The 22,295-nt window shown below is 64.2% G+C and carries 22 protein-coding genes; 7 read left to right on the top strand and 15 right to left on the bottom strand.

Features of this window, described 5'->3' with window-relative positions; all coding sequences use genetic code 11:
* Positions 1-13: 13 nt before the first annotated feature.
* Both H9529_RS19090 and H9529_RS19085 read right to left on the bottom strand, forming a co-directional pair.
* Positions 14-916 carry an aldo/keto reductase gene (locus H9529_RS19090; RefSeq protein WP_092889005.1) on the bottom strand — a complete coding sequence of 301 codons (903 nt, stop codon included), beginning with the start codon at positions 914-916 and terminating at the stop codon, positions 14-16.
* A gap of 5 nt (positions 917-921) precedes the next feature.
* Positions 922-2,079, bottom strand: coding sequence for an LLM class flavin-dependent oxidoreductase (locus tag H9529_RS19085; RefSeq protein ID WP_092889008.1), 1,158 nt, complete (start codon positions 2,077-2,079; stop codon positions 922-924).
* 125 nt (positions 2,080-2,204) lie between these two features.
* On the opposite strand from H9529_RS19085, the gene H9529_RS19080 reads away from it, so the two are divergent.
* Both H9529_RS19080 and H9529_RS19075 read left to right on the top strand, forming a co-directional pair.
* Positions 2,205-2,906, top strand: coding sequence for a GntR family transcriptional regulator (locus tag H9529_RS19080; protein WP_092889011.1), 702 nt, complete (start codon positions 2,205-2,207; stop codon positions 2,904-2,906).
* A gap of 49 nt (positions 2,907-2,955) precedes the next feature.
* Positions 2,956-4,071, top strand: coding sequence for a Gfo/Idh/MocA family protein (locus tag H9529_RS19075; RefSeq protein ID WP_092889014.1), 1,116 nt, complete (start codon positions 2,956-2,958; stop codon positions 4,069-4,071).
* 57 nt (positions 4,072-4,128) lie between these two features.
* On the opposite strand, the gene H9529_RS19070 is transcribed toward H9529_RS19075, so the two are convergent.
* The 3 genes from H9529_RS19070 to H9529_RS19060 are packed head-to-tail and all read right to left on the bottom strand — an operon-like array spanning position 4,129 to position 6,550.
* Positions 4,129-5,007, bottom strand: a complete 879-nt coding sequence (locus H9529_RS19070) for an SMP-30/gluconolactonase/LRE family protein (protein WP_092889017.1) — start codon at positions 5,005-5,007, stop codon at positions 4,129-4,131.
* Complete coding sequence (locus H9529_RS19065) at positions 5,004-5,615, bottom strand: 2-dehydro-3-deoxy-6-phosphogalactonate aldolase (protein ID WP_092889020.1); 612 nt, start codon at positions 5,613-5,615, stop codon at positions 5,004-5,006. Before H9529_RS19065 ends, H9529_RS19070 begins: the two co-directional genes overlap by 4 nt.
* Entirely contained in the window at positions 5,612-6,550 is a 939-nt protein-coding gene (locus H9529_RS19060; RefSeq protein ID WP_092889023.1) for a 2-dehydro-3-deoxygalactonokinase, read from the bottom strand. Before H9529_RS19060 ends, H9529_RS19065 begins: the two co-directional genes overlap by 4 nt.
* 179 nt (positions 6,551-6,729) lie before the next feature.
* Between H9529_RS19060 and H9529_RS19055 the strand changes: the two genes are divergently transcribed.
* The 3 genes from H9529_RS19055 (at position 6,730) to H9529_RS19045 (ending at position 9,208) form a co-directional block, all read left to right on the top strand.
* The gene (locus H9529_RS19055) at positions 6,730-7,554 is read left to right on the top strand and encodes an IclR family transcriptional regulator (RefSeq protein WP_092889026.1); all 825 of its coding nucleotides are present in this window, start codon (positions 6,730-6,732) and stop codon (positions 7,552-7,554) included.
* Between the two features lie 4 nt (positions 7,555-7,558).
* Positions 7,559-8,620, top strand: a complete 1,062-nt coding sequence (locus tag H9529_RS19050; protein WP_092889029.1) for an ABC transporter ATP-binding protein — start codon at positions 7,559-7,561, stop codon at positions 8,618-8,620.
* 228 nt (positions 8,621-8,848) lie between these two features.
* On the top strand, positions 8,849-9,208 hold the full coding sequence (locus H9529_RS19045) for a winged helix-turn-helix domain-containing protein (RefSeq protein ID WP_092889241.1): 360 nt from the start codon (positions 8,849-8,851) through the stop codon (positions 9,206-9,208).
* A 12-nt stretch (positions 9,209-9,220) separates the two neighbouring features.
* Here H9529_RS19045 and H9529_RS19040 read toward each other — a convergent pair whose 3' ends face one another.
* The 6 genes from H9529_RS19040 to bglB form a co-directional block, all read right to left on the bottom strand.
* Positions 9,221-10,495, bottom strand: coding sequence for a Gfo/Idh/MocA family protein (locus H9529_RS19040; RefSeq protein ID WP_092889032.1), 1,275 nt, complete (start codon positions 10,493-10,495; stop codon positions 9,221-9,223).
* Position 10,496: 1 nt separating this feature from the next.
* Positions 10,497-11,588 (bottom strand): ABC transporter ATP-binding protein, encoded by a 1,092-nt coding sequence (locus tag H9529_RS19035; protein ID WP_092889035.1) that lies wholly within the window; start codon positions 11,586-11,588, stop codon positions 10,497-10,499.
* An 11-nt stretch (positions 11,589-11,599) separates the two neighbouring features.
* Complete coding sequence (locus tag H9529_RS19030) at positions 11,600-12,448, bottom strand: carbohydrate ABC transporter permease (RefSeq protein ID WP_223814438.1); 849 nt, start codon at positions 12,446-12,448, stop codon at positions 11,600-11,602.
* 43 nt (positions 12,449-12,491) lie between these two features.
* Positions 12,492-13,385, bottom strand: coding sequence for a carbohydrate ABC transporter permease (locus H9529_RS19025; RefSeq protein WP_092889244.1), 894 nt, complete (start codon positions 13,383-13,385; stop codon positions 12,492-12,494).
* 125 nt (positions 13,386-13,510) lie between these two features.
* Positions 13,511-14,791, bottom strand: coding sequence for an ABC transporter substrate-binding protein (locus H9529_RS19020; protein ID WP_092889041.1), 1,281 nt, complete (start codon positions 14,789-14,791; stop codon positions 13,511-13,513).
* A gap of 91 nt (positions 14,792-14,882) precedes the next feature.
* The gene (gene bglB / locus H9529_RS19015; RefSeq protein WP_092889044.1) at positions 14,883-16,001 is read right to left on the bottom strand and encodes a beta-galactosidase BglB; all 1,119 of its coding nucleotides are present in this window, start codon (positions 15,999-16,001) and stop codon (positions 14,883-14,885) included.
* A 221-nt stretch (positions 16,002-16,222) separates the two neighbouring features.
* Between bglB and kdgR the strand changes: the two genes are divergently transcribed.
* Both kdgR and H9529_RS19005 read left to right on the top strand, forming a co-directional pair.
* Positions 16,223-17,068: a DNA-binding transcriptional regulator KdgR gene (gene kdgR, locus H9529_RS19010; RefSeq protein ID WP_092889247.1), complete on the top strand. Its 846-nt coding sequence runs from the start codon at positions 16,223-16,225 to the stop codon at positions 17,066-17,068.
* Positions 17,068-17,712: a GDSL-type esterase/lipase family protein gene (locus H9529_RS19005; RefSeq protein WP_176847084.1), complete on the top strand. Its 645-nt coding sequence runs from the start codon at positions 17,068-17,070 to the stop codon at positions 17,710-17,712. The genes kdgR and H9529_RS19005 overlap by 1 nt, the downstream gene beginning before the upstream one ends.
* A gap of 59 nt (positions 17,713-17,771) precedes the next feature.
* On the opposite strand, the gene H9529_RS19000 is transcribed toward H9529_RS19005, so the two are convergent.
* The 4 genes from H9529_RS19000 to kduI are packed head-to-tail and all read right to left on the bottom strand — an operon-like array spanning position 17,772 to position 22,288.
* Positions 17,772-19,301 (bottom strand): UxaA family hydrolase, encoded by a 1,530-nt coding sequence (locus tag H9529_RS19000; protein WP_092889050.1) that lies wholly within the window; start codon positions 19,299-19,301, stop codon positions 17,772-17,774.
* Positions 19,298-20,734, bottom strand: coding sequence for a mannitol dehydrogenase family protein (locus H9529_RS18995; protein ID WP_223814429.1), 1,437 nt, complete (start codon positions 20,732-20,734; stop codon positions 19,298-19,300). The genes H9529_RS19000 and H9529_RS18995 overlap by 4 nt, the downstream gene beginning before the upstream one ends.
* Positions 20,724-21,467 (bottom strand): 2-dehydro-3-deoxy-D-gluconate 5-dehydrogenase KduD, encoded by a 744-nt coding sequence (gene kduD / locus H9529_RS18990; RefSeq protein ID WP_092889053.1) that lies wholly within the window; start codon positions 21,465-21,467, stop codon positions 20,724-20,726. The genes H9529_RS18995 and kduD overlap by 11 nt, the downstream gene beginning before the upstream one ends.
* The gene (gene kduI / locus H9529_RS18985) at positions 21,464-22,288 is read right to left on the bottom strand and encodes a 5-dehydro-4-deoxy-D-glucuronate isomerase (RefSeq protein WP_092889056.1); all 825 of its coding nucleotides are present in this window, start codon (positions 22,286-22,288) and stop codon (positions 21,464-21,466) included. Before kduI ends, kduD begins: the two co-directional genes overlap by 4 nt.
* Between the last annotated feature and the right edge of the window lie 7 nt (positions 22,289-22,295).

The following is a 22,295-nucleotide window of genomic DNA, read 5'->3' as shown; positions in this document are numbered from 1 at the left end:
CCTCCATCCGCCATCATGCGACCTCATGTCCAAGGGCTAAGGTATAGAGTTCAAACCACGTCTGACGATCCATTTCGATCTTCAGCGCGTTCGACAGCGCGGAAATGCGCGGCAGGCTGTTGGTCCCCATCACGGGGAGGATGCGCGCCGGGTGACGCAACAGCCATGCCACTGCCACGGCGGACGCATCCGTGCCGTGATCCTTGGCGACGGAGTCGAGCTTTGCGCGCAATTCAGCGTTCGGGGCATCGGGGCCGCCGGTCATCAGCGCCCCGCCGGCCAGCGGCGACCATGCCATGGGGGCGACGCCGTGCTGTTGCAGATGCGCCAGATCGCCATTGGTGAAGGCGTCGTGGGCGATCAGCGACAGCTCGATCTGGTTGGCGACCAGCGGTGTCTGCATTGCCGATTGCAGCAGGTTCCAGTCGAAGGGCCGGAAGTTCGACACGCCGACCGCCCGCACTTTTCCGCTGCTGACCAGCGCATCCAGCGCCGCGCCCGTCTCATGGTGGTCCATAAGCGGGTCGGGGCGGTGGATCAGCAACAGGTCGATCCGGTCGGTGGCCATGTCGCGCAAGCTGGCCTCGACCGAGGCGTTGATATGCGCGGCAGAGGTGTCGTAGTGCTTCACCCGTGCGCCCGCATGACGACCGACCGGGGCCACGATGTCGCATTTGGTGACGATTTCGATCTGGTCGCGCAGGTGCGGGGCGGCGCGCAGCGCGTCGCCCAGGATCGTCTCGGCGGTGTAGTCGCCATAGATGTCGGCCTGGTCCATGGTGGTGATGCCCTGCGCCAGGCAGGCCTCGACCTTCGCCTGCACATGCGCGGGGCGGGTGTCGCTGTCATCACCCAACCGCCACATGCCATAGACGATGCGGGACAGGGAAACAGGGCCGGTTTGAATTTTTTCCATCGTGCTCAACGTCTTTCTCCGATGCCAAGGGGGGTGGCAGGGGTGCTGGCAGGCACCCGGCCATAGGCCTGTGGCAGCGAGCAGGTTTTCAGATGCGGCATGACCTTGGTGCCGAAGTGATCGGCCTCATCCATGTGGGGATAGCCCGAGAAGATGAAGGCGCGGATGCCCATCTTTTGGTATTCTTCGATCTTGGACAGGATCTGATCGGTGGACCCGACCAGCGCGGCACCGCATCCCGACCGCGCGCGGCCCACCCCGGTCCAGAGGCCGGGTTCGGAATAGCCGAATTTATCGGCCAGTTCGCGGGCACGGGCCTGATGCGCCACGCCAAGGCTGATGCTGTCATGCGCGCGTTCGCGGATCAGCTTGCCGTATTCATCGTCCAGCTTGCTGACCAGATGTTCGGCATATTCCCGCGCTTCGGCTTCGGTATCGCGCACGATCATGTGGACGCGCAGGCCATAGTCCAGCGTGCGGCCATGCGCCTGAGCCCGGGCATGGGCGTCGCGCATGCGCTGCGCCAGTTGTTCCTTCGGTTCCGGCCACATCAGGTACACGTCACATTGCGCACCGCAGAGTTCCAGCGCATCGGGGGAATAGCCGCCGAAGTACAGCAGCGGCCCCCCGTTTTGCTGATAGGGGCGCGCGGGGTCGGTGGGCACGCCTTTGAATTGATACACCTCGCCGTCGTGGTCGATGGTGTCGCGGGTCCATGCCTGACGCAGGATCTGCACAACCTCGTGGCTGCGCTTGTAGCGGAAGGACGATTCCGCGACCTCGCCGGGGAAGTCGGAGCTGATGACGTTGAGTGTCAGCCGCCCTTTCAGCATGTGGTCCAGCGTCGCGACGGTGCGGGCCAGCATGATCGGCTGCATCTCACCACACCGGATCGCGGCCAGAAGGTTGATGCGGTCGGTGATCGGCGCGCAGCCCGCCACGAAGGACAGTGTGTCCTGCCCCACCTGATAGCTGGACGGGCACAGGATGTTGCGAAACCCCATCGTTTCGGCCTTTTTCACGATGCCGGAGCAATGGTCCCAACTGGACCGCAGCCGTCCGTCCGGCACGCCGAGATATTCGTAATCATCGGAACACAGGGCGGCGAACCAGCTGACCTCGGCGGCATCAAGATCGGCAGAGGTGACAGGAACGATGGTCAAGGCAGAATCTCCCAATGGTCTGGAACCGCCGCGTAAAAGGCGTATCCGATATGCGATTTTGACTTGCGTAGCACGCACTTTGATGTAGATCAATAGTATATCAATTTTAATCCGGAGCCGGTGCGATGGCTGACAGCGGGGTCCTTCCCCTGTACTTGCAAATCTGCGAACTGCTGATCCGCGACATCGCGGCGGGGCGGTTGATGGATGGTGAAAAGCTGCCGCCTGAACGGGAAATGGCGACCGATCTGGGCATTGCAGTCGGCACGTTGCGCGCCGCGCTGCGCGAGCTGACCTCGCGCGGGATGCTGGTGCGGGTGCAGGGGTCGGGCAATTATATCCGCGCGAAGTCTGACCCCGAGTCAGTCTATGCGCTGTTTCGGTTGGAGCGTGTTTCGGGCGGCGGGCTGCCCACAGCGCAGGTGCTGTCGGTGGACCGGCGGCCGAAGGATCCCGCCCTGCCGGATTTCGGCAACCATGCCGAAGGGCACCGCATCCGCCGCCTGCGCTTTTTGTCACGGCAGATGGCCGCGGTCGAGGAGATCTGGCTGGACGCGGGGTATATCGACCGGCTGGAAATCGGCGATCTGTCGGAATCGCTGTATCTGTTCTACCGTCAGCGGCTGAACCTCTGGATTGCGCGTGCTGAAGATCAGATCGGACAGGGCGCGCTGCCCGGCTGGGCGCCGCCCGCGTTTCCCCATGTGCCTGGCACCCCCTTGCCGCTGATTACGCGGATCAGCTGGGCGCAGGACGGCGCGCGGGCCGAGGCGTCATGGACATGGTTCGACCCCGACACCACGCGCTACATCGCCCGGCTGAAATAGTCGGGCCTCACACGAACGGCCCCCGGGCCAGACCAACAGGATACAGACAGTGACAGACCTATGCTATGGAATCATCGGATGCGGCATGATGGGGCAGGAGCATCTGCGCAATATCGCGCTGATCCCCGGTGCCCGCGTCGGTGCGATCTTTGAACCTGATGCCGCAATGCGGGTGGCTGCAAGCGGCCTGGCCCCCGGGGCGGTCATGGTGGACAGCCTGGCCGAGGTGTTGGCGGTGGCCGAGGTGAACTGCCTGCTGATTGCCAGCCCGAACTTTCTGCACCTTGCCCAGCTGGAGGAAATCGCCGCGATCCGCGCGCTGCCTATTCTGGTGGAAAAGCCGCTGTTCACCGACCCGGCCGACGCGCCCCGGCTTGCTGCCCTGCGCGCCGCCTATCCCGCGCCGATCTGGGTGGCGATGGAATACCGCTACATGCCGCCCGTGGCGCATCTGATCGCGCAGGCGCAGGCTGCGACCGGCGGGATCCGCATGTTGACGATCCGCGAGCATCGCTTTCCCTTCCTGGAAAAAGTCGGCGACTGGAACCGCCTCAGCCAAAAGACCGGCGGCACCCTGGTCGAAAAATGTTGCCATTTCTTCGACCTGATGCGGCTGATCGCGGGGTGCGATCCGGTGCGCGTCATGGCGTCGGGCGGACAGTCGGTGAACCATCTGGATGAGGTTTATGACGGCCAGCCCAGCGACATCTGGGACAACGCCTATGTGATCGTCGATTTTGAAAACGGTCTGCGCGCGATGCTGGAGCTGTGCATGTTCGCCGAGGGCGCGCGCTATCAAGAAGAGATCAGCGCGGTGGGGCCTGCGGGCAAGATCGAATGCCTGGTGCCCGGCCCGGGGCGGTTCTGGCCCGCGCATCTGGGCGATGCGCCCGTGCCGCAGGTCATCGTCAGCCCGCGCGATCCCAAGGGGCCGGTGGTGCTGGACGTGCCGGTAGACCCCGCGCTGTTGGCGGCGGGGGATCACAATGGCTCGACCTTCTATCAGCATCAGGGTTTTGCCCGGGTGGTGCGCGACGGCGGTGCGACGCAAGTGTCGTTGCGTGATGGCTGGTGGGCGGTGGCCATTGGTATGGCCGCGCAGCAATCGGCGATCAGCGGGCAGGCGATCGACCTGACGCGGGTTGATTACGCGCCAAAAGGGTGACGTAAGGATGGAATCGTAGTGGCGGGGCGGACCCTTTGGTCCAACCCCGCTGCATTGCTACAAGATCACCTGATGCTCGGTCTGGCCCTGCGCGATGCCGGGCAGGGCGAAGGTGGCACCGTCGTTTTGGGTGGGGGCCGCCAGCCCGTCGCGCGCTGTCGTGCAGAACATCTGCTGGCCATCCGCGCCACCGAAGGCGGGACATGAGGTCTGACTGGCGGGGAAATCCACGCTGCGCACCCGTTTGCCCGCAGGGCTATAAGCCGCAACCCGGCCCGCACCCCATTGCGCGTTCCACAGGTTGCCTGCGGCGTCCACGACCGCCCCATCGGGGTTGAACCCGGCAAATGCGTCAGCATCGGTATCCGGCCCCTCGGCGCTCGGGTCGTTGAGGTCCACGAACACCCGGCGGGGTCCATCGGGCCAGCCTTCGGCATCCAGCTTCTGCGCCCAGATGGTGCGCGTGGGCGTGTCGGCGAAATACATGAGCCGCCCGCCCGGCGCAAAACAGATGGCGTTGGGAATGGTGATGCTGTCCCACACCCGGGTCAGCGCGCCGCGATAGAAGCGGTAGATCGCGCCCGCGCCGGGTTCGGCATTGATGCCCATAGTGCCGATCCAGAACCCGCCCTGCGCGTCAGCGCGGCCATCGTTCGACCGGGTGACAGGGTTGTCGCCTTCCAGCGCCAGCAGCTTGGTGCCCGTGCCGGTGATCAGGTCAAACCGCAGCAGCGCGGTTTGCGTGGCGACCAGCAGCGTGTCGCGGTCCACCCATCCGGCGGCCGAGGCGTATTCGCCCATGTCCCAGCTTTGCGCGCCACCGTCGCCCCGGCAAAAGAGCTTTTGCCCCAGAATATCGAACCAGAACAGCTGTTGGCGCACCGGGTGCCACATCGGGCCTTCGCCAAGGGTGCAATGTGCAGGATCAAAAATCATGTCGCGCTCCTGTCCCATGCGTCCACATATTCGCGCGCGCGCGCTGTAACGTCAGCAACGCTGAAGCCCGGTTTGTAAAGCCCGGTGCCCAGTCCGAAGCCGCTGGCCCCCGCGGCGCGCCACCCCTTGAAATCGCCCGCGCCGACGCCGCCGACCATGTAGACCGGCACATCTGCGGGCAGGACCGCGCGCAGGGCACGCAGGCCCTCCTGCCCCATCTGGAAGGCGGGGAAAACCTTGATCCCGTCTGCGCCGGATTTCAGCGCGCAGAAGCATTCGGTCGGCGTCAACGCGCCGGGATAGCTGGCCAGGCCTGCCGCCTTCGTGGCGCGGATCACATCCGCATCGGTGTCGGGTGACACGATCAGCCGCCCCCCTGCCGCCGCCACGGCCGCCACGTCATCGACGCGCAGCACGGTGCCCGCGCCGATCAGCACGTCATCGTGGCCCGCCATTGCCGCCACCATGGCCCGGATGCTTTCCAGCGGGTCAGGCGAGTTCAGCGGCACCTCGATCCGGGTGATGCCCGCGTCCACCAGCGCCTTTGCCATGACGGCGGCCAGGTCCGGCGTCAAGCCGCGTAGAATGGCGATCAGCGGGCGGGTCATGGCATGTCCTCTATCTGTTTGCGGATGGCGGCCAGCCCGGCACGGGTCATCGGCGCGCTGTCCAGCGTGACGGGGGTGGCGCCCTGCGTGTTGAGCGCGCGGGCATAGGTGGCGCAGAGGTCAGGCGCGCCGATCAGCGCGATATTCATGCCCAGCCAATAGGGTTTCGCCGCCGCCAGTTCCGCCCCGATCAACGCGCCCGACAGCTTCGCCCGCGCCACGCCGCCCGGCTGGCCGTGCAAGAGGCCGTCGGCGCGCAGGGTGAACAGCCGCGCCGCCAGCCGTTCGGGGCGCGACAGGGCATCCGACAGCGCAGCGTCGAACGCGGCATCGTCCCAGCCTTCGGTTACGGAATGGCGCAGGACGGTGTGGCGCGACAGGGTGGCGAACATCTCGCCCGTCATGAAGGTCTGGAAGCTGACGATTTCGCCCGCGCTGACCTGAACCCATTTGCTGTGCGTGCCGGGCAGGCAGATAACGCCGTCAAACCGGGGGTTGAGCGCGAGGAAACCGGCAATCTGTGTTTCTTCGCCGCGCATCACATCGGCGGGGCTGTTCTGGCTGATGCCGGGCGCGATATGCACGGCGATGCGCGGGTCGGCGACCTGCGGGCGGGTGGTTTCATCGGCCAGAGCGGTGCAGGGCGTGGCGCGATACGCGGCCTCTACCCAGCCCTGACGGCTGCCGACCATGCCGCAGGCGATCACCGGCACGCAGCGGTCGGATGACAGCCACGGCGCGATCAGCGCGATCAATGCCGGTTCAAACCCGTCCTGCGCGAGCCCTGCCATACCATCGGCCGAGGACGCCTGATCCAGCGCCTGCGCGCCTGCATCCATCGCCCAGGCGCGCAGATGCGTGGTGCCCCAATCGACCGCGATCCAGTCGCAGCCAAGGCCCGCGTCGGTCGCCTGTTGATGCGGTGCCTCTGCCATCAGCGTGCCCCCGGCGCGCTGTTGGTGCTGTGCGGAACAGATGGCATGTGATCCTCCTTGCCGTCGAAAATTTAAGTTTCATTATATGGAACAAGGTTTTACATATTGAAAAGTATTCGGCGACTCGCTACGCTTTGTCAACGTCGGATTTCCGGAACTTCGATACGCAGGGGGCGGGGGTGGCAGAGGGCGCGCAACCAGATGGCACCGTCGGCAAGGCGTTGGAAGTGCTGGACCTTGTGGCGGGTTTCGCCCGCCCCGTGCGGTTTTCGGAAGTGCTGGCGATCAGTCCCTACCCGAAAGCGACGCTGTATCGTCTGCTGCAAACGCTGGTCAGTCAGGGGATGCTGACGCATGACCCGGGCGCGCAGGCCTATGCGCTGGGGCTGCGGCTGGTGCGGCTGGCGCATGTGGCATGGCAGCATTCCTCGCTGGCGCCGATCGCGCGGCCACATATGGACGCGCTGTCGGCACAGGTGGGCGAAACCGTGCATCTGGCGCAGCTTGACAATGCGCAGGTGCTTTATGTCGACAAGCGCAACGCCCGCGACCCGGTGGCGATGTATGCGCAGGCGGGCAAGGTCGGGCCGGCCTATTGCACCGGCGTTGGCAAGGTGATGCTGGCATTTGCCGCACCTGACCGGCTGCCCGGGCTGATCGCGCGCCAGTCGTTTCACCGGTTCACCGACACCACCCTTACCAACCCCCGCGCGCTGGAGGCCGAGCTGCGCCAGATCCGTGCCCAGGGCTTCGCGTTCGACAACGAAGAGCATGAGGCAGGTATCATCTGCGTTGCGCTGCCGATCCTGGGTCAGGCGGGCGGGTTGCTGGGGGCGATGTCGATCACCTCGACCACGCGGCGCATGTCGCTGGGCGGGTTGGCCGCGCTGCTGCCGGTGCTTCAACCCGTGGCAGCCACCATCGGGCAAGAGGCGGAAAGCTGGCGCTTTCCCCAGTCTGCAGGTCGCGCGCGCCGCACCGCGCCCGCAGCGAAAGAGGGTTGAGCGGATGTCCGGTGTTTCCCTGCGCAAGGTCGTCAAACGCTACGGCGCGCTTCAGGTCATCCATGACATCGACATTGATGTGGCTGCGGGCGAGGTTTGTGTCTTCGTCGGCCCGCAGGGCTGCTGCAAATCCACGCTGATGCGGATGATCGCGGGGTTGGAGAAAACCTCGGGCGGGGTGATCTGCATTGGCGCGCAGGATGTGACCGCACTGGACGCCGCGCAGCGCGGCGTGGTGATGGCCTATCCGACGGACGAGCTGGTGCCGCATTTGACGGTTGCGGAAAACATCGCGCTGGGGCTGAAGGCGGTCGATGTACGCGCGGGCGATGCGGCAGGATGTGTTGCCGATACCGCCCGCTTTCTGAAGCTGGACGATTGCCTGCACATGAAGGTGCGCAAACTGCCTGAAGATCAGCGGCAGCGCACTGCCCTTGGCCGCGCTATCGTGCGCCGCGCGCCTGTGTTGCTGCTGGATGAGCCGCTGAGCGTACAGGATGCCCGCCTGCGCGCAGCGCTGCGTGAGGCGTTGGTGCAGCGGCTGCGCGACACAGGCACGACGTTGATCTACGGCACCCATGACCCGGCCGAGGCGATGCGGCTGGCCGACAGGATTGTGGTGCTGCGCGCGGGACGGGTAGAGCAGGCGGGCGCACCGCAGGATCTGTGCCACGACCCTGACACGCTGTTTGTTGCGGAATTTCTTGCCAGCCCGGCGCTGAATGTCCTTACGGCGCGGGCCGATGACGGGATGCTGACCTTGCCGGGGCTGGGCACGGCGCCGCTGCCGCGCCACCTGTTTGCCCATAACGGCACGACGGTTGCGGTTGGCCTGCGCCCGCAGCATCTGGCGTTGGTGCCGGGCGACAGCCACCGGGTCACGGGCCGCGACGTGGTGGGTGATGGCACGCATCTGACGCTGACGGGTGGGGGGGAGCGCGCGTTGACGGTGGTGACTGCGCAATCGGCGACAGCTTTGCCTCAGGTCGGGGCGCGAACCGGCATCCGTTTTCGTTACCAAGACATGCTGCTGTTCGATCCGGTTTCCAGCCGTCGCCTGCGTTAAGAGCGCGTCAGCCTGGCCTTTGCGCGGGGCGGGGTCACTGAATATTCATTTATAATCAATGTATTTAACGGGCGGCGCCACGCGTCAGGCCGTAAATCCGTCGTTCTCCTTTGCCGAATTGTTTCGCATGCGAAACAGACGATTTTATGCAGTTTCGCCCTGCCGCGCCCGGCGAACGTTGCGTTTTCGTCGCTTGCGCATTCCTTGATGCTGGCCGATGCTGCGGCAATGGAATCCCGATTGACCGACCCGACATTGAAGTTGCGCATCGTCTTTGGTCCCACCGGCATGATGGGTCCGGGCAAGGCCGCGCTGCTGGAAGGGATCGCGCGCACCGGGTCCATCGCGGCGGCGGGGCGCGCCATGGGCATGAGCTACAAGCGTGCCTGGATGCTGACCGAGACGATGAACGCCATGTTCCATGCGCCGGTGGTGAGCAGCACGCGCGGCGGCCCGGGTGGCGGCGGCGCGGTGCTGACCGACACCGGGCAAGAAGTGCTGGCGCAATATCGCGCGCTGGAGCGGGCGACGAAGGTGGCGGGCGCGGAGCAGATTGCCGCTTTGCAGGCGCTGTTGGCGGTGCAGTAGCGCCCCGCACACTCAGACCGATGCCACCATGTCGCGCACCGAAACCACCTGACCCGATGCGATTGCCGCACCGACGGCCAGGCCGGTGCCGACCGACCAGCAACCCGCCATATGGTCGGGGGCGGCCAGATGGGCGTGGGCTGGCATGGTTTCGGGCGCCAGCAGATAGCCCAACATTACCGGATCGGCACCGCCATGATCGCCGCCGCCTTCAGGTATCGCAATCGCCTCGGGGGCGTGGCCGCTGCGGTGCAGGGTGGTGCGCATCGCTTCGCGCAGGCCCTTTGGCCTTGTGCCGCCAAAAATGCCGTGCACTTCGTCATGGCTATGGGACAATTCGCCCTCGGTGCCGATGAAGGTTACATCGAAGCCTTCCTGCGGGGCATAGGCGGTCAGGCTGTAATTGGCGCTGACGCCCGAGGCGTAGCGGATATGCGCCTGAATCGTATCTTCGATCCCGATCGCAGGGTCCCAGATGCAGAGATCGCGGAAATACCCGTCCGCCCCTTCGGCAGCGCGGTACATCGCCTTCAGGCGCGGCGTGGTGTCCAGATCCAGACGGAAGTCGCATTTTTGCGCGACAGGGCAGGTGGCGCAGCGGGTACTGTGGCCTGACAGGCCCAGCCGTTCGGCGGTTTGTGGCGTGTAGAAGGCGCGCTGCCCGCTGGCCGCGACATCGTTGGGCGTGGTGTCCAGCCACCAGTTCAACAGGTCGAAATGATGCGTGCATTTATGCACCTGAAGCCCGCCGGAATTGGCCTTCTGTCGATGCCAGCGGCGGAAGTAATCCGCGCCATGCACCCTGTCCAGCCGCCAGCGGAAGGTGACAGCGGTCACCGTGCCGATCACGCCTGCATCAAGCAATTCGTGCAATTGGCTGCGTGCGGGGGCGTAGCGATAGTTGAACGTCACCGTGACCCGGCGCCCGGTGCGCGCCTGCGCCGCGCTGATCGCCTGGAGCGAGGGCAGATCGACTGTCAGCGGCTTTTCGCAGATGACATCGCACCCTGCCTCCAGGCTGTCGATGATGTAGCGCGCGTGCAGGTGATCCGGCGTTGTGACGATGACCGCATCGGGGCGCTGATCGGTCAGCATCTGGCCAAAGGCCACCATGTCGTAGCCCGGCACCGTCACACCCGCCTGCGCTGCCAACGCCTGCGACAGGTGCAGCCGCACCGGGTTGAGGTCGCACAGACCGACCAGTTGGTGCCGGCCGGCATAGTCGACGGTCAGCGCCTTGACGAACATCTCATGCCGCGAGCCGCAGCCGACAATCACGAACCGCATGTCAGGCTGCCTGCGCCGCGGCGGGTGCGACGCGCTGGCCGTCGGCGTCAAACACATGCATATCGGCCAGATCCAGCCCGACAATCACGCTGTCGCCCTGTTTGTGACTGTCGCGCCCGCTGCCGTGAAACAAGAGCGATTGGCCGGACGGCAGGTCCAGATAGACCAGCGTTTCACTGCCGAGGTATTCCACAAGCCGGACCGTGCCGGTCGTCTGCACCTGACCCGCGCCAAGGCGCACAGCTTCGGGGCGAACGCAGATCGTGGCCTCGGCCCCCGCATCGGGCAGCACGCCGGGGGTGAAGGGGGCGAAATCAACGCATTTCAGTTGCCGCTGACCGTCGGGGCCGGTCTGAATTGTTGCGGGCAGCATGTTGATCTTTGGCGAGCCGATGAAGCCCGCGACGAACAGGTTGGCGGGGCGGTTATAAAGCTCTTCCGGGGTGCCGACCTGTTCGATCTTGCCGCCGCGCAGCACGACGATGCGGGTCGCCAGGGTCATCGCTTCGACCTGATCGTGGGTGACATAGATCATTGTGGATTTCAGCCGGGTATAGAGGGCGGCAAGTTCCACCCGCATCTGCACCCGCAATTCGGCATCGAGGTTCGACAAAGGTTCATCAAACAGGAACAGTTTGGGTTCGCGCACGATGGCGCGGCCGATGGCAACGCGTTGTTTCTGCCCGCCCGAAAGCTGGCGCGGCTTACGGTCCATCAGGGGTTCGATCTGAAGCGCGCGCGCGGCCTCATCTACCCGGCGGGTCACTTCCTTGCGGCTCATCTTCAGGTTCTGCAAGCCGAAGGCCAGGTTCTTGCGCACGCTCATGTGCGGATAAAGCGCGTACGATTGGAACACCATCGACAGGTCGCGCTTTGATGCGGGCAGATCGTTGACAATCTTGTCGTCGATGAAGATCGTGCCGTCCGAGATCTCTTCCAGCCCCGCGATCATGCGCAACAGGGTGGATTTGCCGCAGCCCGACGGGCCGACAAGCACCAGAAACTCGCCGTCGTGGATGTCGAGGTTCAGCCCGTCGATCACGCGCACTGCGCCATAGCGCTTGCCGACATTGCGAATGGTAAGGTCTGCCATCAGTTCAATTCCTATTTCATGCCCGAGGTTGCGATGCCGCGGATGATCAGTTTCTGGAAGGCGATGAAGAAGATCAGCACCGGCACCAGCGACAGCACAGACATGGCGAACATCTGTCCGTAGTTCGACTGACCTTCCTGATCGAGGAACAGGCGCAGGGCCAGCGGCACGGTGTAGCTGTCGATATCGTTGAGGTAGATCAGCGGCGCCAGGAAGTCCTCCCACACCCAGATCATCGAGAAGATCGCTGCGGTGGCCATCGCGGGCAACGACAAGGGCAAGATGACGGCCCAATAGATCTTGAACGGCGAGCACCCGTCAATCGACGCGGCCTCATCCAGTTCGCGCGGGATCTGGCGGAAGAACTGCATCATCAGGAAGATGAAGAACCCATCGGCGGCAAGGAAGCGCGGCACCACCAGCGGCAGGTAGGTATCGACCCAGCCGAGGTTGAGGAACAGCACATATTGCGGGATCAGGACCACATGATAGGGGATCATCATGGTCATCATCATCAGGCTGAACAGCAACGTCTTGCCGTTGAATTGCAGCCGTGCGAACGCATAGGCCGCGAACGAACACGAGATCAGGTTGCCGATGACCGACAGCACCGTGACGATGGTGGAGTTCCAGTAAAACCGCGTGAACGACACCGGCAGCCCGTACCAGCCTTCGGTGTAGTTCGACCATTGGATGTCCGAGGGCCAGAGCGCGAGGCTGGCGAAAATCTCGGATTCCGGTTTCAGCGATGACGCGAAGAGCCACAGAAGCGGGTACAGCATGATGAACGACAGCGCGATCAGGAAGACATGCTTCAGAAGGCGCGCGTTCCGCGCGCGCTTCTTGCGGCGGGCCTTCATGTCAGCCTCGGCGCTGATGTATGCGGCGGTGGCCGCCGCCAGATCAGTCGCGTTCGTTTTCATAGTGCACCCAGTATTTTGACGTTGCAAAGGCGATGACGGTAATCACGGCGATGATGACCAGAAGCACCCAGGCCAATGCCGAGGCATAGCCCATGCGGAAGAAGCGGAACGCTTCGTTGAACAGATAAACAGTATAGAACAGCAGGCTGTCCGCCGGCGCGCCCGTCCCGTTCGAGATGATGAAGGCGGACGAGAACGTCTTGAACGCCTCGATCATCTGCAAGACGAGGTTGAAGAACACGACGGGCGCCAGCAGCGGCAGGGTGATGCGGAAAAACTGGCGCACGGGGGATGTGCCGTCGATCTCGGACGCTTCATAGAGGTCGCGCGGAATGCTGCGCAGCCCGGCCAGAAAGATCAGCATGGGCGAGCCGAACTGCCACATCGCCAGCACAACCATGGTATAGATCGACGTGCTGGGCGTGGTGATCCAGCCGATGCCTTGAATGCCGAAGAGTGCCAGTGCCTGGTTGACGACGCCGTCAATGCCGAACATCGCACGCCACAGAATGGCAATGGCGATGGACGCGCCGAGGATCGAGGGCAGGTAGAAGATCGCGCGATAAAGCCCGATGCTGCGCAACCCCTTGTCCAGCAGCATCGCCACGGCCAGCGCCATGGCCAGCCGCAGGGGCACCGCAAGGGCAACATAGGTGAATGTCACCTCCAGCGCCTTCCAGAACCGGCGGTCGCGTTCAAACATATACTGATAATTGTCCAGCCCGACCCAGCGCGGGGCGGAAACCATGTCATAGCGGGTGAAGCCCAGATAAAGCGACGCCAGAATCGGCCCCAGCGCCAGCAGGAAAAACCCCAGCAGCCACGGCAGCAAGAACATGTATCCGGGCAGATTTCGGGAGAAGAATCGACGCATCAGGGGACACCGGAAGTTTGCGAAAAAAGGGGGGGGCAACAGCGCCCGGCCCATGGGCGGGAGGGCGCTGTTGCCGGTCAGGTTGCCCGCCGCGACAGGGGATTCGCGGCGGGACCTTGCGCGCGTTACTGCGCGCGTTCCAGGATATAGCCAGCATCCTCGACAAAGCGTTCGGCGGCCTCGGAGGCGGGCATGTTGCCCAAGACGACCTCGGTGCCGGTGCGCATGAAGTTGTCGCGCACCTCGCCCGCGCCTTTCGGCTTGCGGGTCGGCGTCGGGCCGATCTTGTCCTGAATGCCGCTGAAGTAGGCGACCACGCGGCTGTCCACCTCGGACATGTGCGGGGCGAGGGCTTCGCGGCCCATTTCGCTGGGCGGGATACCGCGGTCGAGGCCCAGGGTCACGATGGCCTCGGGGCTGGTGATCCAGTGGTTGATATAGGCGATCACGGCTTCCTTGTCGCCCGCATCGCGGGTCATCGACAGGAACATGGAGGGCAACACGAAATGACCATATTCCATGCCCGCACGGTGCGGCACCATGGCCGCGCCCACGGGATCAGCCATCAGGCTTTGCACTGCGCCGACCTGGTTGGCGTAGCGGAAGGTCATGGCCGAGGTACCGCGCACGATGCCCAGTTCGCTCATGCCCTTGTCGAGGCGCACAGTGGCATCCGGGCCCTCGATCACGCCGGCTTCGCGCAATTCGCCCCAGAAGTCCCAGTAGGAGCGGACATCTTCCACGGTCAGGGCGATCTTGCCGTCCTCGGAATACATCTCGCGCCCGGCCTGGCGCACCCAGACTTCGAAGTTCTCGATATAGAGCGACAGGTCTTCCGACCCGGTGACCGCGCCGCCGGTGTGTTCGGTGATGCGCGCGCATGCGGCGGCGAAATCTTCGGTGGTCCAGTTCAGCGGGTCGAATTCCACCCCGGCTTCCTCGAACACGCGCGTGTTGTAGGGGATCGCCTGGCTGGTCGAGCCGATGCTGACCCCGTAGAGGCCACCATTGATGGTGCCGACCGCGTTGGCGCCGTCATCGTAATGGTCCAGCTGCAGGCCGTTGCCGACATATTCGTCCAGCGGCAGCAGCGCGCCACGGCTGACGTATTCGTTGATGAAGCCATGGTCCATCTGCACCACATCGGCCATGTTGCCGCCCGCGGTCTGGGTGGCCATTTTCGTCCAGTAATCGCCCCAGCCGATCGCCTCGCCCGATACGTCGATCTGGGGGTGCGCGGCCTTGAAAAGGTCGATCACCTGAAAGGTGCGTTCGTCGCGGGTGGGGTTGCCCCACCAGAAATGGCGGATGCTGCGGTCCTGCGCCATCGCAAAGCGCATCGGCAGGGCCGAGAATGCGGCGGCGGCCCCTGCGGTGCCAAGCAGTTTTCTGCGAGTCAGTTTCATGGTGGTTCCTCCTCTGTTGTGTCGGGTGCCGCCTCTTGGGGTGGCGGGGTCGCTTGCTGCGCGCGGCTGCCTTTGGTCCGGGCGGGGCGCGTCAGGTGTAGGTCAGCAGAAACTCGCTGAGGCACAGCATTGCCATCGCCTGCCCGTAGGGCATCGAGGTCAGCTTGATCTTGCGGTAGAAATCCAGGTCACTGCCCATGGCGGTGCCGAAGGACACTTGCTGCAGTTCCCCCTCGGGGCTGATGTTGTCGATCACGCCTTTGACTGCGCGTTCGGCCACCGGCAGATAGCTGGCGTCGAGGTAGCGCTTGCGCACGCCTTTCAGCAGGCCATAGGCGAAACCGGCGGTGGCTGATGCTTCCAGGTAGCTTGCAGGATCATCGACCAGCGTGTGCCAGAGCCCGCTTTCGTGCTGGGTTTTCGCCAGCGTCGCCGCCTGACGCTCCAGCAACGACACCAAGTGACGGCGCAGCGGGTCGCTGGGGGGCAGGTCCAGAAGGTCGATGAATTCCGGAATCGCGATGGTGATCCAGCTGTTGCCCCGCGCCCAGAGTGCGCGGGCAAAGTTGTGATCGCCGTCGAAGGTCCAGCCGTGGAACCACAGGCCCGATTGTGTGTCCGCCAGGTACTGCGCATGGATAAGGAACTGGTACTTGGCTTCCTCGACGAATTCTGGCCGGTTCAGGACCAGCCCGATCTTGGCCAGCGGCATCACGCTCATCATCAGGGTGTCATCCCACATCTGCTGATCGTTGACGCTGTTGTAGACGATATGCTGCAAACCGCCCTGACGGGTGCGGGGCATGTCGTACATCACCCATTCGGCCCAGGTTTCCAGGTAGGCGCGCCACACCGGGTTGGGTGCCTGTTCATAAAGGCACGCCAGCGTCAGGAACGGGGCGACGGTGTTGATGTTCTTGGTCGGCGTTCCTTCGGCCAGACGCGCGGCGAACCAGTCGTCGATGATGGCGCGGGCGCGGGTGCTGTCGGTGATCTGGGTGTATTTGAACAGACCGTAAAGCCCGATGCCATGGGTCCATTCCCATCCGGCCCAGCCCTTGGTGTCGATCACGCGCCCATCGTCGAGCCGCAGCAGGAATTCGCCGGTCGTATCTTCGATATTGACCAGATTTTCCGTCAGTCGGTCGATGAGCGTGCAGATTTCCTGCCGCCCGGCGAGCCGTGGTTTTTCGCGCAACAGGGGGTGCATTCGCCCTGATCCTCCTACTTCCCTTGGCGGCCCATAAAAATGAAACGCCATTCCTTTTTTAAAGAAAGCACATTCACTCTGGCGATGCAACGAAAAATTGAGACATGCCGAGAGTCATTTATTCGCTTTTATTTCAGTGTGTTAAATGGCTTCATCAAAGTATCTTGACACAAGGTTCCATTCAAACAAAAATGGCATTTCATAATTCCTGAATGGACGCCATGGCCGAATCTCCTTCCAAAACCGAGAATGTTGCCGCAGCGCTGAAGGTGTTCGGCGTGCTGGAGGCTTTGGTCGAAGACCGGCAGGCCAGCCTGGGCGAGATTGCGAAACACACCATGACCTCGAAGGCCACGGCGCACCGGCTGCTGCACACGATGGTGGACCTCGGCTATGTCGAACAGGACCACGAGACCGAGCGGTTTCGCCTGACGCTGAAGCTGTTCAGCCTGGGTGCGCGGTCGCTGAACGGACAGTCTGACCTGTTGCGCATTGCTGACCGGGAGATGGGCCGGATGTCGCGCGCCACGGGCGAATCGATCAACCTTGGTGTGCTGGATGACCGCGAACAGAAGGTCGCCTATATCCACAAATACGATTCGGCCTATGGGCTGTCGATGCAATCGACGCTGGGCCTGCGCAATCCGCTGCATTCCACCTCGCTTGGCAAGGCATTGCTGGCCTGGCGCGATGATGAGGAAGTCCGCGAACGGCTGGGCAAGATGGTGCTGACGCAGATGGCGCCGCGCACTATCACCGACCCAGAGGTGTTGATGGCGCAGCTGCACGAAACCCGGGCACGCGGCTATTCGGAAGAGATCGAGGAAAGCGAGGCTGGGGTGCGCTGCATGGCGGTGCCGATTCTGGATCATATCGGCAAATCGGTGGCCGCGATCAGCATCGCCTTCCCGGTTTTCCGGTTCGAAGAGGCGCGGCGGCACGAATATGTCGCGTTGCTGCTGTCGGCAAGCAGCGCGGCCTCGGCCGCGCTGGGATACAGCGCCAGCGATCTGGCGAAGGACGGTGCGGTGAAGGATGGTGCGGTGAAAGATGGGGGGAGCATATAGTGCCGGTGGTGCTGTGCTTTGGCGATTCAAACACCTATGGCTCGGTCCCTCTGGGCGATGCCGGGCGCTGGACGCGGTATGATACACAAACCCGCTGGCCGCGCCGCATGGCTGGGCTGCTCGGCCCTGATTGGGACGTGGTGGAAGAGGGGCTGCCGGGACGCACCACCTGTCATGACAACCCTTTTGACGGGCCGCACAAGAACGGGCTGCGGCTGCTGCCCGCCATTCTGGAAAGCCACGCGCCGGTGGATATCGTGGTGATGATGCTGGGCACCAATGACCTGAAGGCGCATCTGGGCCTGACCGCATTTGATATTGCCAAGGGGGTGTTTACGCTGGGCCGTCGTATCCTGTTGAGCGATGCCGGACCAGACGGGGCGCCGCCGCGTCTTTTGATTGTTTCGCCGGTCCCGGTCGTCGAGCTTGGCGCGCGCAGCGAAAGCCTAAGGGGCGGTGCCGAGAAATCGCGCAGGCTGGGCCCGATGCTGGCCGCCCATGCCCACGAACTGGGCGCGGCGTTTCTGGATGCGGGAACGGTCGCGATGGCGTCGCCGATTGATGGCGTTCACCTGCCGCCCGAAGCGCATGCCGCGCTGGCCGTGGCGGTGGCGGAAGCGGTGACGGGAATGCAGACCGGGTAGGCTGCCCCGCCGTCAGATGGGTGTCGGATTGCCCAAACGGACGGTCTTTCCCGCCAGCACTACATCACCGCCCCGGTTTGCCATGGCACGAATTCATTGTCACCCAGCCCCAGCGTCTCGGATTTCGTCGGTACGCCAGAAGCGGTGGCAATAATCATCTCCAGGATTTCCGCGCCTTTGTCCTGAAGGCTGACGCCCGCCGAGACCACATCGCCGCAGGTCATGTCCATGTCGTCGGGCATCTGCGCGAACAGCCGGTCGCTGGTTGCCAGCTTGATCGTCGGTGCGGGTTTGGAGCCAAAGGCAGAGCCCCGCCCGGTGGTAAACACGATGATCTGAGCCCCGCCTGCAATCTGGCCGGTAGCCGACACCGGATCATAGCCCGGCGTGTCCATGAAGACGAAACCGGGGGTGGTGACGTGTTCGGCGTAGTCATAAACCGCCATCAGCGGGGTCGCGCCGGCCTTTGCCACTGCGCCCAGGGATTTTTCCAGGATGGTGGTGATGCCGCCCTGCTTGTTGCCGGGCGAGGGGTTGTTGTCCATTGAACCGCCGCCTTGGGCTGCGTACTCCTCCCACCATTTCAATTGGCTGATGAGTTTCTGCGCCACATCCGCGCTGGCGGCGCGGCGCAGCAGCAGTTGTTCGGCGCCGTAGATCTCTGGTGTTTCGGACAGGATCGCGGTGCCGCCCAGCCCCACCAGAAGGTCCGAGGCGACGCCAAGTGCGGGGTTGGCGGTGATGGAGGAAAACCCGTCCGACCCGCCGCATTGCAGCCCGATGCGCAGCGCCGATACCGGGCAGGGCGTCCGGGTGATGTCGTTCACCTGCGGCAGGATCTTGCGCAGATGCGCCTTGATCGCGTCGATCGTGGCGCGGGTGCCGCCGGTGTCCTGAATGGTCAGGGCGTGGAAACGGTCGGTCCCGGCCTTGCCGAACTGCGATTCCATCCGGGCGATCTGCATCACCTCGCACCCCAGCCCGACGAAGACCGCCGCGCCAACATTGGGATGGGTGGCATGGCCCCAGAGCACGCGGTCAAGGATCTCGAACCCCCGGCCCGATGATGCCATGCCGCAGCCGGTCCCATGCGCCAGTGCAATCACGCCGTCGATGTTGGGGAAGGCGCTCAGGGCGCCTTCGGCCTCGATCTCGGCGGCGGCGCGGCGGATCACGGTGGCGGAACAGTTCACGGTGGCCAGCAGCGCGATATAGTTGCGCGTGCCCACCTGCCCGTCGGCGCGGGCATAGCCCTGAAATGTGCGCGGCGCGGTGGCGGGGATGGCCGCGCGGGCGGCATCAAGATCGGCGCCGATGGCATAGCTTTGGTCATGGTCGGAAAAGGCGCAGTTGTGGCTGTGCACGTGGTCGCCCTGCGCGATGTCGGTTGTCGCCAGCCCGATGATCTGTCCGAACTTCAGCACCGCCGCGCCTTGGGCCACCGGGGCGATGGCCAGTTTGTGCCCGGCCGAGACTGGATTGGCCAGCGGGTTGCCCACGTCCAAGGGGTCTGCCCCCGCCAAAACGCGCGCGGTCAGGACAGCGACGTTGTCGGACGGATGCAGGGTAAGGGGCGTGAGATCTGTCATGGTTTGGTTCCGATAGCGGCGACAGCGCCCTTTGCGCCGAGGGTTTCAAGCTGTTTGGCCGCCGCGATTACGGGTTCCTCCAGCTTTACCGCCAGCGCCGCGGGGAAGATCGCGCGCAGCGCCAGCAGGCCGCGTACACGGTCCTCGATGTTATCCGCCGCGTCGCATACGGCGCGCAGATCGGCGGCAAGCGGATCTTTGACCTGAATCGGTTTGCCTGCCAGATCGGTGCCGCTGACATAGCGCATCCAGCCCGCAATCGCGAGGCAAAGGCCCGGCGTCGCGCGCCCGACATCCAGCCCGTTGGCCACCGTGCCGAGGATACGCTGCGGCAGTTTCTGGCTGCCATCCATGGCGATCTGCCATGTGCGGTGCCGGATCGCGGGGTTGGCGTAGCGGTCGAACAGGGCGTCGGCATAATCCGACAGGCTGACCCCGGGGGGCGCTTCCACGGCGGGCGCGATTTCCGCCGTCCACAGGTGGCGCAGGAAGGCGCCAAAATCCGGATCCGCCATGGTGTCGGCGATGGTCTCGTACCCCGCCAGGTAGCCCAGATAGGCCAACGAGGAATGCGTGCCGTTCAGCATCCGGAGTTTCATGTGTTCGTGTGCGGTGACGTTGTCCACCATTTCGGCCCCGGCGGCGGCGAAATCGGGGCGGTGGCCGCCCACGAAATCATCCTCGATCGCCCATTGGCGGAAGGGTTCGTGCAGCACGGGAGCGGCGTCTTTGCGGCCCGTCAGCTTGGTCACGCGGGCGATGTCGTCGGCAGTGGTGGCGGGGGTGATGCGGTCCACCATGGTAGCTGGAAACCGCACCTCGGCCTTGATCCATCCGGCCAATTTGGGGTCGATCCGGGTGGCAAGGTCCAGCACCACGCCGCGCACGACGGTGCCGTTGTCGGGCAGGTTGTCGCAGGTCAGCACGGTAAAGGGCGCCGTGCCCGCCGCGCGTCGCATCTGGAGCGCCCGCACGATGTAGCCCGGTGCGGAACGTGGCAGATCATGCGCCAGATCGTGTTTGACGTCGGGGTGGTCAGGGTTCAGCGCGCCGGTGGCGGGGGCGTGGCAATAGCCCTTTTCCGTAACGGTCAATGATACGATCTTCACGGCCGGGTCGGCCATGGCACGCAGGACGGCGGCAGGGTCTTCGGGCGCGACGAGGACATCTTCCAGCACCTCGATCACCCGGCAAGCCTCACCATCTGGACCCAGCGTGACGGAGGTATAGGCACAGCCTTGCGGGACCAGCGCATCACGGGTGCCGGGGCTTTGCAGCGATACGCCGATGATACCCCAGTCGCCGCCAGACGCCGCCATGGCATCGGCTACATAGACCGCGCCAAAGCCCCGGTAGAAGGCGCCAAGGCCAAGATGGACGATGCCCACGCCGGGGCGTGGGGCATCAGAGCGTTTCAGCCGTTCAGCGTGCAAGCCAGCCTCCGTCGACGTTCAGAACCGCGCCATGCACATAGGCCGATGCAGGGGTGCAGAGGTAAACCGCCGCGCCCGCGATATCTTCAGCGTTGCCCCAGCGCCCTGCGGGGATACGCTCCAGAATGGCGCGGTTGCGGTCTGGATCGGCGCGCAGAGCTTCGGTGTTGTTCGTCTCGATGTACCCCGGGGCGACAGCGTTGACGTTGATACCCTTGGCCGCCCATTCGTTGGCCAGCAGCTTTGTCAGCCCCGCCACGCCGTGTTTCGACGCGGTATAGGACGGTACGCGAATGCCGCCCTGAAACGACAGGAGCGAGGCGATGTTGACCACACGGCCATTCACGCCGCGCGCCAGCAGGTCACGCGCGAAAGCCTGTGTGGTGAAGAACAGTGCCTTGAGGTTCACATCCATCACCGCGTCCCAGTCCTCTTCCGAGAAATCGACGGCATCTGCGCGGCGGATGATGCCTGCATTATTGACCAGAATATCAAAGCCCTGGCTGTCGAAAAGGCCTTTCCCGGCCATGGGATCGGCGAAATCGACAAGGATCGATTCTGCCTTGCCGCCCGCCTCTGTGATCGTCGCCACGGTTTCATCGCAGGCGCGGCGGCCGGCGCAGACAACCTGCGCCCCCGCCTGTGCCAGCCCGACTGCGATGGCCTGACCGATGCCGGTATTGGCGCCCGTCACGAGCGCCTTGCGCCCATTGAGAGAGAAAAGGCCGCTCACAGCAAGTCCTCGGCGGGCAGCATTTCCACGTCCTTGTAGTCGACATTGTCGCCGGCCATTGCCCAGATGAAGGTATAGGCGCCGATGCCAGCGCCTGCGTGGATCGACCAGGGCGGCGAAAGCGCGCCTTCCTCGTTGGCGATGAACAGGTGGCGCGTCTCTTTCGGCTCACCCATCAGGTGCAGCACGCGCGATTCAGGCGCCATGCCGAAGTACAGATAGGCCTCCATCCGGCGATCATGAATATGCGCGGGCATGGTGTTCCAGACCGATCCGTCCAGAAGCGAGGTATATCCCAAGATCAGCTGGCAGCTGTCCATTACCGTGGGGTGGATGAACTGGCGGATGGTCCGCTTGTTTGAGGTCTCGGCCGCGCCCAGATTGACCTCGGCGGCATCTGCCACGGTCACGAGGCGCGTCGGGCAGGTGCGGTGCGCAGGTGCGGAGGTGATGTAGAACCGGCCTGCGCCGTCAAACGTGACTGCGCCAGAGCCCATGCCCAGATACAGGACATCGCCGTTGTTCATCGTGTAGGTCTCACCACCGGCGGTAACGGTGCCGGTGTCGCCGATATTGACGATGCCCATTTCCCGGCGGTCGAGGAAGGACGGCGTGCGTGTCTCGGCCACCTCATCGAGGGTCAGCGCTTTGCCGGCAGGGACCGCGCCGCCCATGACGAAGCGGTCGTAATGGGTGTAGACAAGGCGGATCTCGCCTTCAGCGAACATGCCTGGCGTCAGGAAATGCTTGCGCAGCGCCTCGGTGTCCATGCCTTTTGCGTGGTCTTGGTGGATCGCATGGCGGGTTTCTACGGTGAGCATGGGAAGG

It is taken from the genome of Roseicitreum antarcticum (assembly GCF_014681765.1).
GTDB lineage: Bacteria > Pseudomonadota > Alphaproteobacteria > Rhodobacterales > Rhodobacteraceae > Roseicitreum > Roseicitreum antarcticum.
The sequence above is the reverse complement of the archived record's forward strand: the minus strand, read 5'-3'. Positions and strand labels throughout refer to the sequence as shown.